The organism is Micromonospora sp. NPDC047753, from assembly GCF_040642735.1.
GTDB lineage: Bacteria > Actinomycetota > Actinomycetes > Mycobacteriales > Micromonosporaceae > Micromonospora.
In genome coordinates this window covers 1-9470 of sequence record NZ_JBEYSL010000256.1, presented here as the reverse complement: position 1 = coordinate 9470, position 9470 = coordinate 1, and the positions used below count along the sequence as shown (strand labels likewise).

Sequence of the window (9470 nt, the reverse complement as noted above, 5' to 3'; positions counted from 1 at the left end):
GGCCGCCCGGCTCCCCTCGCGGGGCGGCCGGTGGCACGGCGGGATCAGGCGGCGAGGCCGTCCAGGGCCGGTTGGTGGGCCACGCCGAGCGCGGTTTCCACCACCGTGACGAACTGTTCGGCAGCGCGGAGCAGATCGTCGGCCTCCCGGGCGCTGACCACCCGGGGGATGCCGGCCTCGGCGGCGGCGCGCTTGCTGGCCCCCGCGGCGAAGAACCGGGACCACTCGTCGAGCTCCGGAGCGACGGCGCAGAGGAGGACCCAGACACTGGTGATCCGGTTGCGTCGACTCGGCGCGGGGCGGGCCCGGGCGGCGAGCAGAGCTGCCGCCGCGCGCAGGGCGGCCAGGTGGGCAGCCGCGTAGCGCAGGCCGTCAGGTCGGGTCTGGCCAGCCTCGACCAGCCCACGGCGGGCCAACGTGAGGAGTTGGGCGGGGGTGCGGTGCGGCAGCACGTGCGCCGGCACCGTCGGTGCCTGAGCCGGGTTGGTCGGCATGGGTGTCTCTCCTCCACGTGGCCGAGACGTCACTGCGGTGGCTGATGCCACCGACGAGACGCCGAGGTCGGGGTGGTGCGGAGGAAGACGCACCGGGTGTGGCCGGCCGGGTGTGGATGCTTCCCCACACCACACCCGGCCGGCGGACCGGCGGGTGCGTCGCCCGCCGCCCGGGGGTCGTGGGCGGCGAGCGACGCTCCTGCCTAATTGGGACCAGGCTCGCGACTGCCCGGAAACCCAGGTGCGGCCCGCGGAGCCGCACCGCCCGGAGGTGGCGCCGCGAAACGCCGCGCTCCGGCTGGTTGGAACGGGCGTTCGAGGCAATCGAACACTCGTTCTAACTGCTGCTGACAGTACACCTCCCCTCCGACGAAAATGCAACGTGTGACGCGCCGAGCGTGCCGGCCGACTGAACCGGCCACCAACGGACCGGGAAGAATGGCGGGATGCAGCCACACCCGAACGTACGGGCGGTGCAGGACGCGCTCACCGCCGCCGGCACCCTCGACGGCGCCGGTGAGCCCAGCGTGGTCCGTCTGCTGCCCGACGCGGTGCACACCGCCGCGGCGGCCGCCGAGGCGCTCGACGTCGAGGTCGGCCAGATCGCCAACTCACTGATCTTCGACGCGGACGACACGCCGTTGCTCGTCCTCACCTCCGGCGCACACCGGGTCGACACCGCCGGCCTGGCGGCATCGATCGGCGTCACCCGACTGCGTCGGGCCACCCCGGAGTTCGTCCGGACCCACACCGGGCAGCCGATCGGCGGGGTCGCCCCACTCGGGCACCCGCACCCGCTGCGCACCCTGGTGGACACGGCGCTGGCGGCGTACCCGGAGATCTGGGCCGCGGGCGGCGTACCCCAGGCGGTCTTCCCGACCACCTACCCCGAGCTGTTGCGGGTCACCGCCGGCACCCCGGCCGAGGTGGCGTGAGCGAGCGAACCAGCAGGCACAGCGGCGACGTCAGCACGGTTCCGGAGCTGGTCACGCTGCACGTGTGGCGGACCTCCCCTGGCGCGCTGCCCCGGGCGCTGACCCGGATGGCGGTGGACCCCCGCCGGTTGCGGGCCCTCCCCGGCGTTCGTTTCGGGAAGCTGCTGGGCACCGGAACCGGCACCGACTTCGGGCCCCGGGACGCCGACCTGACCCGGTGGGCGGCGCTGACCGTCTGGGACTCCCCCGCCGCGGCGGCCGGCTTCGACGACTCTCCGGTCGGGCGGGCCTGGGCGCGCATCGCCCACGCCCAGGCACGAATCGACCTACGCCCGTTGACCAGCCGGGGCGAGTGGTCCGGCCAGCGGCCGTTCGGCGACCCGTCGGGCGGCCGGGTCACCGGCCCGGTGCTGGCACTGACCCGGGCCCGGCTGCGGGCCCGGCGGGCGGCCACCTTCTGGCGGGCGATCCCGCCGGTGGCCGCCGCTCTGCGCGACGCGCCCGGGCTGTTGGCCCGGTTCGGGGTCGGAGAGGCCCCGTTGGGTTGGCAGGGCACGGTGAGCGTGTGGCGCGACCCGACGGACCTGGTGGCGTTCGCGTACCGTCACCCGGAGCACCGGGCGGCGATCATGCGAACCCCCACCGCGGGCTGGTACGCCGAGGAACTGTTCGCCCGGTTCGAGGTGCGCGACGTGGTCGGCGACCGGTCGGTGCTCGGATGGGTCGTCGACGGCGGCCCGGAAACGGTGAAGGGTGGACGGGCATGAGGTTGGTGCGCTGGACGCCGGACGATCTCGTCCGGCGGCTGGACGACGTGGTGGCCGTCTACGGCGAGGCGATGGGATACCGCACCGACCTGCTGGAGGCCCGGCGCGGTTACATCGCCACCCACGTCCGCCGACCGGGTTTCCGGGCGGTCGCCAGCCTGACCAGTGAGGGTCACCTCGCCGGCTTCGGCTACGGCTACCTGGGCGCCTCCGGTCAGTGGTGGCACGACCAGGTGCACCGCGCGCTGAACGCCCCGACCCGCACGCGCTGGCTCACCCACTGCTTCGAGGTGGTCGAGCTGCACGTCCGGCCACCGGCGCAGGGGCACGGTCTGGGCACCGGTCAGCTGCGCGCGCTGCTCGGCATGGCGGAGGGCGACACCGTGCTGCTGTCCACCCCGGAGGCCGACGAGCAGACCTCGCGGGCCTGGCGGTTGTACCGACGGTTCGGCTTCGTCGACGTGCTGCGCGACTTCCACTTCCCCGGCGACGAGCGACCGTTCGGCGTACTCGGTCGGGATCTGCCCCTCGAGCCACCGGCGTCATGACCCGACGGATCTCCTGGACGCTGCTCGCCGTCCTGGTCCTCGCCCAGATCTGCTACCCGCTCACCACCGGTGCAACCCGGGCCGGGCTCACAGTGGCTACCGTCGTCCTCGGTTGGTTGCTCTCGGTCGGCCACGCGCTGCTCAGCCGGGGCCCACGGGTGGCGGCGGCGCTGGTCGCGGTGGCCACCGGCGGCGGGTTCGCGATCGAGGCGATCGGGGTGGCCACCGGCGTGCCGTTCGGCAGCTACGACTACTCCGGAGAGCTGGGTCCCAAGCTGGCCGGCGTGCCGCTGATCATTCCGCTGGCCTGGACCTGGATGGCCTGGCCGGCCTGGCTGGCAGCGGTCCGACTGACCGGCGGCAGGATCGTGACTGCCGGCGGCAGCGGGCCGACAGCCGACGGCAGCGGGCCGACGGTGGGTCGATGGGTGGGGCGGATCGCGCTGGCCACCGTGGGGCTGGCCGCCTGGGACCTCTTCCTCGACCCGCAGATGGTGGCCGAGGGCTACTGGGTCTGGCGCGACGCCACCCCGGCCCTGCCCGGCCTGGCCGGCATCCCGGTCAGCAACTACCTGGGCTGGCTGCTCTTCGCGGTGCTGATGATGAGCGCGCTGCGCCCGCTGGCCGGGCCGGCCGCCGAACACACCGATCGGCGGGACCACCCGATGCTCGCGCTCTACCTGTGGACGTACTTCTCCAGCATCCTGGCCCACGCCGTCTTCCTCGACCTGCCCGCCTCGGCGCTCTGGGGCGCCGCCGGCATGGCGGTGACCGCCGTACCCCTGGCGGTGACCCTCCTGCGTGCCCGCCGGGGCGGTGCCCCCGGTCGGGAGGCCCACCAGCCACACCGCCCCGGCGTCGACGCGACCCGATGACCGTCCTGCTCGCCCTGCTCATCGCCGTCGCCGCGTTGACCGGGCACACCTGGCTCAACGCCACCCGGTGGCTGCGCCGACCCACCGACCGGCCCGACGACGTCGAGGAGCCGGTCACCGTGCTGCTGCCGCTGCGCGACGAGGCCACCCGGGTCACGCCCTGCCTGCGTGCCCTGCTGGCCCAGCGCGGCGTACCCGGGCTGCGCGTCGTGGTCCTCGACGACGGGTCCACCGACGGCACCGCCGACGTGGTCCGCGCGGTGGTCGGCGACGACCCGCGGGTCACGCTGCTCACCGGGGTCGCCCCACCGCCGGGCTGGCTGGGCAAGCCGCACGCCTGTTGGCAGCTGGCCACCCGGGCCGACCCGGACGCCACCGCGCTGGTCTTCGTCGACGCCGACGTGGTGCTCGCCCCGCACGCCGTGGCCGCTGCCGTCACCGAGTTGCGCGCCGCCCGGGCGACGCTGCTGTCGCCGTACCCCCGGATCGTGGTGGCGACGGCCGGCGACCGGTTGGTGCAGCCGCTGCTGCAGTGGCTCTGGCTGACCTTCCTACCGCTGCGCGCGATGGAGCGCTCGTCGCGGCCGTCGCTGGCCGCGGCGGGCGGGCAGTTCCTGGTGGTGGACCGGGCCGGCTACGCCGCCGCCGGCGGGCACGCCGCGGTCGCCGACAAGATCCTGGAGGACGTCGAGCTGGCCCGGGCGGTCAAGCGGGCCGGCGGACGGATCGCCCTGGCCGACGGCTCCCGGCTGGCCACCTGCCGGATGTACGACGACTGGCCGCAACTGCGCGACGGGTACTCGAAGTCGCTCTGGGCGTCGTTCGGGCACCCGGGCGCGGCGGCAGCCGTGGTGGCGGCGCTGCTGCTGCTCTACACCGCCCCACCACTGATCGCGCTGACGGGTGCGGCGGCCGGCGCACCGATGGTGGCAGCCGTGGGCCTGGCCGCATACGTGCTCGGGGTGGCCGGACGGGTGCTCACCGCCAGCGCGACAGGTGGTCGGTGGTGGCCCGACGCGCTCGCACACCCCGTGTCGGTCGTGGTCCTCGGTTGGTTGACCCTGCGGTCGTACCATCTGCGAAAGCGACGCCGCCTGACCTGGCGGGGCCGCCCGGTCAGCTAGGGAGGACGCGGCATGGCGCGGATCGTGGTCGTGGGCGCCGGGGTGGGTGGCCTCGCCACCGCCGCCCGGCTGGCCGCCACCGGGCACCAGGTGACCGTCTTCGAGCGGGCCGACACGGTCGGCGGCAAGCTCGGCCGCTACACGCACGACACCCCGGCCGGGTCGTTCCACTTCGACACCGGGCCGAGCCTGCTCACCCTGCCCGAGGTCTTCCACGACCTGTTCGAGGCGACCGGGGCGAAGCTCGACGAATACCTGGACCTGGTTCCGCTGGACACGATCGTCCGACACGTCTTTCCCGATGGTGGCCCGACCCTGGACTCGTGCGCCGACCCGGAGGAGTTCACCGCCCGGATCGGGGCCGCGTTCGGTGACCGGGCGGCGGCCGACTGGCAGCGGCTGTGGCGCCGGGCGGCGCGGGTGTGGAACGCCTCCTCACGGGACATCCTGCGCCGTACCGTCGACTCTCCCCGCGACCTCGCGTCGCTGGCCTGGCGCGTCGGCGACCTGGCCGCCATCGCCCCGGGCCGCAGTCTGCGCGGCCTCGGCCGCCGGCACCTGTCCGATCCGCGGCTGCGGATGATGCTGGACCGGTACGCCACCTACACCGGAGCCGACCCACGTCGGGCACCGGCGGCGCTGGTCGCGGTCCCCTACGCCGAGCTGACCTTCGGCGGCTGGTACCTGCGCGGTGGTCTGGGCACGCTCGCCGACGCGCTGCTGACCCGCTGCCTGGACCTCGGCGTGGTCGTGCAGACCGACGCCACTGTCACCCGGATCGACGCCACCGGCGGCCGGGTGCACGGGGTACGCCTCGCCGGCGTCACCACCCCGGTACCCGCCGACGTGGTGGTGGCCAACGTGGACGCGCTCACCGTCTACCGTGACCTGCTGCCGCACCCGCGTCGGCTGGCCACGCTGACCGACCGCAGCCTCGCCGGCTTCGTGCTGCTGCTCGGCGTCTCCGGCAGCACCGGGCTGGCCCACCACAACGTCTTCTTCCCAGACGACTACGACGCCGAGTTCGACGCGGTCTTCGGTGACCCGGGGCGCGGGGTACGGGCCCGGCCGGCGGCCGACCCGGCGGTGTTCGTCACAGTCGCCGACGACCCGATGGTTCGCCCAGCCGGACACGAGGCGTGGTTCGTGCTGGTCAACGCCGCCCGACAGGGCACCGCGGCGGGCGCTGTCGACTGGCGACGCCCGGGGCTGGCCGACGCGTACGCCGACCGGATCCTGGACGTGCTGGCGCGGCGCGGCGTGGACGTGCGCGACCGGCTGCTGTTCCGCGAGATCCGCACCCCGGCCGACCTGGACGTGGCGACCGGCGCACCGGGTGGCTCGATCTATGGCACCGCCGGTGGGCTGCTGCGCCCGGCGAACCGGGGCCCGGTTGACGGACTGTGGCTGGTGGGCGGCTCCACCCACCCGGGCGGTGGGTTGCCGATGGTGACCCTCTCCGCGCAGATCGTCGCCGACGAGATCGGCCCCGCCTGGTAAGGGCTGCTCAGTCGGCGTCGAGCAGGGCTCGACGGATGCTGGAGAGCAGTTGCCCCAGGCCGAAACCGGCCAGCAGCACCCAGACCGCGGTCGCCATGGTGATGGTGCCAGCGGCCAGGTCCGGCTCGATCAGCCCGGCCAGCCCGGCGACCAGCAACCCGGCCAGCGCCACCGAGACCCGGGTGGGACGTTCGCCCACCGTCACCGCGCCGATGTCCCGCATGCCGGCGGCGACCGCCCGCGCCCGGACGTACTCGTGCAACCAGGACAGCGCGCCGCCCGCGACCACCAGCCCACCTGGCGCGCCCACCAGCCAAAAGGCCAGCAGCCACGCCACCTCACCGAGCCGGTCGGCGACCGAGTCGTAGACGTAGCCGAGCCGGGTGGTGCGGCCGGTGGCGACCGCCACCGCACCGTCCACGCTGTCCGCCACGGCGGCGAGCAGCACGAACAGCGCGCCGAGGAACGGCCCGTCCCCCGGCCGGCCCACCAGCAACGGTACGCAGAAGCAGAGCAGCACCCCGGCCACGGTGACCGCGGTGGGGCTGACCCGCAGTCGACCCAGCACGTATCCGACGTGGTACGCGAATCGCAGCCAGGCGCGCACCACCGGCGCGGCGACCCGAGGGTCGAACCCGCCGTGCAACCGCGCCCACGCCGTGGCGTACTGATCCCAGTTCAGCTGTGTGCCCACCACGGATCAACCGTCGTGCCGGGCAACAGGTGTCGCAAGCGCAGCGTTCACACGCGGGCGCCGGCCTTCAGGTTCTGCCAGACCTCGCGGGTCGCGGTGGACCGGTTGAGGGTGATGAAGTGGATTCCCGGCACGCCCTCGTCCAGCAGTCGGCGGCACATCTCGCTGGCCTGCTCGATGCCGAGCCGACGGACGGCGTCCGGGTCGTCGGCGACGCGTTCGAAGCGGGCCGCCAACGCCGGCGGGAACGGCGCACCAGACAGCTGCACGGACCGCTCGATGGTGCTGAACTGGGTCACCGGCATCACACCGGCCAGGATCGGCGTGTCACAGCCAGCAGCGGCCACCCGGTCACGTAGCCGCAGGTAGTCGTCGGCGTCGAAGAACATCTGGGTGACCGCGAACTCCGCGCCGGCCCGACACTTGCGGACGAACTGGGCGGTGTCGCTGGCCACGTCGGGCGAGCGGGGGTGCTTGTACGGGAAGGCCGCCACGCCGACGCTGAAGTCGCCGGCGTCGCGCACCAGCCGGACCAGGTCCTCGGCGTAGTCCACGCCCTCGGGGTGGCGGATCCACTCACCGCCCGGGTTGCCCGGGGGGTCACCACGAACGGCCAGCACGTTGCGCACCCCCACCCCGGCGAGCCGGCCGACCACGTGCCGCAGCTCGGCGACGGAGTGGTTGACCGCGGTCAGGTGGGCCATCGGCAGCAGTGTCGTTTCGGTGGCGATCCGCTCGGTCACCGCCACTGTGGTGTCCCGGGTCGAACCGCCGGCACCGTACGTGATCGACACGAACGACGGGCGCAGCGACTCCAGCTCGCGGATGGCCTGCCAGAGCAGCTGCTCCCCCGCCTCGGTCTTGGGCGGGAAGAACTCGAACGAGAAGGTCGGTTGGCGCTCACGGATGAGCTCCCCGATCGCCGGCTGCGGATTGGGGAGTGTCGAGGGAAGACCGAGCGCCACGACCCGACTCTAGCGGTCGATCGCACCAGGACCCAGGCCCTTCCCACCCAGCGGCGGTGCCACCCGGCCCGGTGGGCGGCGTCGCCCGGCCCGGGGAGCTGCGTCGCCCGGCCCGGGGAGCTGCGTCGTCCGGTCTGCCGGGAGCCGGTGAGCGGTGTCGCCGAGTCCGCCGTGAGCCGGCGGATGGTGTCGCACCGCGCGCCCCGACCTGACGGCGGAAAGGCGTCGTACCTCCGAGGTAGAAAGGGACGGTGCGGGAGGGGCGGCGGGGGTGGCCAGGTCTCGCGCGGGGGTCAGCAACCGAGCGGTGACGCCGGTCCGTCCGGTCAGACGGGTGGGTCGTCGCCGCACCGACGCCCGCCAGGAGGACCCATGATCCCGCTCGCATCGCCGCGTCCCGCGCAGCTCGGGCCGCTGCTGGCCCGGTGCCGACTGGCCCATGGCTGGAGCCAGCAGCGAGCCGCCGCCGAGTTGTGTGCCGCCGCCGGGGTGCCGACGCTGAGTCGGCACGAGGTTTCCCGGTGGGAACGACAGCGGCGCGTGCCGGGCGGGTTCTGGCTCGGCTGGCTCGCCGTCGTCCTGGACGTGCCGCTGGTGGTGCTCGCGGAGGCCGCCGCGGCCACCCGTCGGGCCGGCTCGACGCGGGCCACCGGGCCGGGCCGCACCGCCGCGGCCGGCGCGCGTCCGGCCGGGCGGACGGGTCCCGGCCGCAGCGGCGGGACTACGCGTGGCGGTGGAGCACGAGCACGGACGACCAGCTAGCGTCGGGGCGTGACCCACGCTGCTCCCGTGTCCCCCGTCGACCGCGCCGGCCTGCGGCAGCGGGTCGACAAGGCTCTCACCGAGTTCCTGGCCGGCCAACGGGTCCGGCTCGCCGCCGTGGACGACGCGTTGGGTCCGGTGGCCGAGGCGATCGAGGCGTTCGTGCTCGGCGGCGGCAAGCGGCTGCGTCCGGCATTCGCCTACTGGGGGTTCCGGGGGGCCGGCGGGCTGGACGGCGACCAGGTGCTGACCGCCCTGGCCGCGCTGGAGTTCGTCCAGGCCAGCGCCCTGATCCACGACGACCTGATGGACCGTTCCGACACCCGACGCGGCGAGCCCGCGGTGCACCGACGGTTCGCCACCCGGCACCGGGAGGCCGGCTGGGGCGGTGACCCGGACGGTTTCGGCGACGCCGCGGCCATCCTGCTCGGTGACCTGTGTCTGGTCTGGTCCGACGAACTGCTGCACTCCGCCGGCCTGGACCTGTGGTCGTTGGCCCGGGCCCGGCCGGTCTTCGACGAGATGCGCACCGAGGTCACCGTCGGGCAGTACCTCGACGTGCTGACGCAGGTCACCGGGGACACCTCGGTGGAGCGGGCCAGCAAGGTCGCCCGGTACAAGTCCGCGAAGTACACCGTCGAGCGTCCGATGCTGCTCGGCGCCGCGCTGGCCGACGCGCCGGAGGACGTGCGGACGGCCTACTCGGCGTACCCCAGCCGGCCGGTCGACCCGCACCCCACCAGCCGGCCGGGTCCAGGTCGCCGGAGAGCACCACCGCGACGTGCACCGGCTGCGCCGGCACCACC

11 protein-coding genes are annotated in these 9470 nt (G+C 74.4%); 8 read left to right on the top strand and 3 right to left on the bottom strand.

Annotation, left to right across the window (positions count from 1 at the left end; genetic code table 11):
* Positions 1–44 precede the first annotated feature (44 nt).
* The gene (locus tag ABZ749_RS20970; RefSeq protein ID WP_007463070.1) at positions 45–494 is read right to left on the bottom strand and encodes an SAV_6107 family HEPN domain-containing protein; all 450 of its coding nucleotides are present in this window, start codon (positions 492–494) and stop codon (positions 45–47) included.
* Positions 495–940: 446 nt separating this feature from the next.
* On the opposite strand from ABZ749_RS20970, the gene ABZ749_RS20965 reads away from it, so the two are divergent.
* Genes ABZ749_RS20965 through crtI form a run of 6 tightly spaced genes read left to right on the top strand, consistent with a single transcriptional unit; the run spans position 941 to position 6243 of the window.
* Positions 941–1429 (top strand): YbaK/EbsC family protein, encoded by a 489-nt coding sequence (locus tag ABZ749_RS20965; protein ID WP_357230111.1) that lies wholly within the window; start codon positions 941–943, stop codon positions 1427–1429.
* Positions 1426–2196: a monooxygenase gene (locus ABZ749_RS20960; RefSeq protein WP_357230109.1), complete on the top strand. Its 771-nt coding sequence runs from the start codon at positions 1426–1428 to the stop codon at positions 2194–2196. Before ABZ749_RS20965 ends, ABZ749_RS20960 begins: the two co-directional genes overlap by 4 nt.
* Entirely contained in the window at positions 2193–2744 is a 552-nt protein-coding gene (locus ABZ749_RS20955) for a GNAT family N-acetyltransferase (protein ID WP_355007690.1), read from the top strand. Before ABZ749_RS20960 ends, ABZ749_RS20955 begins: the two co-directional genes overlap by 4 nt.
* Positions 2741–3619: a carotenoid biosynthesis protein gene (locus tag ABZ749_RS20950; protein WP_357230107.1), complete on the top strand. Its 879-nt coding sequence runs from the start codon at positions 2741–2743 to the stop codon at positions 3617–3619. Before ABZ749_RS20955 ends, ABZ749_RS20950 begins: the two co-directional genes overlap by 4 nt.
* Positions 3616–4743: a glycosyltransferase family 2 protein gene (locus tag ABZ749_RS20945; protein WP_357230105.1), complete on the top strand. Its 1128-nt coding sequence runs from the start codon at positions 3616–3618 to the stop codon at positions 4741–4743. The genes ABZ749_RS20950 and ABZ749_RS20945 overlap by 4 nt, the downstream gene beginning before the upstream one ends.
* A 12-nt stretch (positions 4744–4755) precedes the next feature.
* Entirely contained in the window at positions 4756–6243 is a 1488-nt protein-coding gene (crtI, locus tag ABZ749_RS20940) for a phytoene desaturase family protein (protein WP_357205670.1), read from the top strand.
* A 7-nt stretch (positions 6244–6250) separates the two neighbouring features.
* Here crtI and ABZ749_RS20935 read toward each other — a convergent pair whose 3' ends face one another.
* Both ABZ749_RS20935 and metF read right to left on the bottom strand, forming a co-directional pair.
* On the bottom strand, positions 6251–6940 hold the full coding sequence (locus ABZ749_RS20935) for a CDP-alcohol phosphatidyltransferase family protein (protein ID WP_357230103.1): 690 nt from the start codon (positions 6938–6940) through the stop codon (positions 6251–6253).
* Between the two features lie 44 nt (positions 6941–6984).
* On the bottom strand, positions 6985–7902 hold the full coding sequence (gene metF, locus ABZ749_RS20930; RefSeq protein ID WP_091407621.1) for a methylenetetrahydrofolate reductase [NAD(P)H]: 918 nt from the start codon (positions 7900–7902) through the stop codon (positions 6985–6987).
* 372 nt (positions 7903–8274) lie between these two features.
* Here metF and ABZ749_RS20925 point away from each other — a divergent pair, with 372 nt between their 5' ends.
* Complete coding sequence (locus ABZ749_RS20925; RefSeq protein ID WP_357230101.1) at positions 8275–8664, top strand: helix-turn-helix domain-containing protein; 390 nt, start codon at positions 8275–8277, stop codon at positions 8662–8664.
* A gap of 9 nt (positions 8665–8673) precedes the next feature.
* A partial coding sequence (locus ABZ749_RS20920) for a polyprenyl synthetase family protein (RefSeq protein WP_357230099.1) occupies positions 8674–9470 on the top strand: 797 nt, incomplete at its 3' end.

Bases quoted from the DNA above. Each gene is read 5' to 3' on its own strand.
- ABZ749_RS20970 (WP_007463070.1), bottom strand. From the start codon at position 494: ATGCCGACCAACCCGGCTCAGGCACCGACGGTGCCGGCGCACGTGCTG.
- ABZ749_RS20965 (WP_357230111.1), top strand. From the start codon at position 941: ATGCAGCCACACCCGAACGTACGGGCGGTGCAGGACGCGCTCACCGCC.
- ABZ749_RS20955 (WP_355007690.1), top strand. From the start codon at position 2,193: ATGAGGTTGGTGCGCTGGACGCCGGACGATCTCGTCCGGCGGCTGGAC.
- ABZ749_RS20950 (WP_357230107.1), top strand. From the start codon at position 2,741: ATGACCCGACGGATCTCCTGGACGCTGCTCGCCGTCCTGGTCCTCGCC.
- ABZ749_RS20945 (WP_357230105.1), top strand. From the start codon at position 3,616: ATGACCGTCCTGCTCGCCCTGCTCATCGCCGTCGCCGCGTTGACCGGG.
- crtI (WP_357205670.1), top strand. From the start codon at position 4,756: ATGGCGCGGATCGTGGTCGTGGGCGCCGGGGTGGGTGGCCTCGCCACC.
- ABZ749_RS20925 (WP_357230101.1), top strand. From the start codon at position 8,275: ATGATCCCGCTCGCATCGCCGCGTCCCGCGCAGCTCGGGCCGCTGCTG.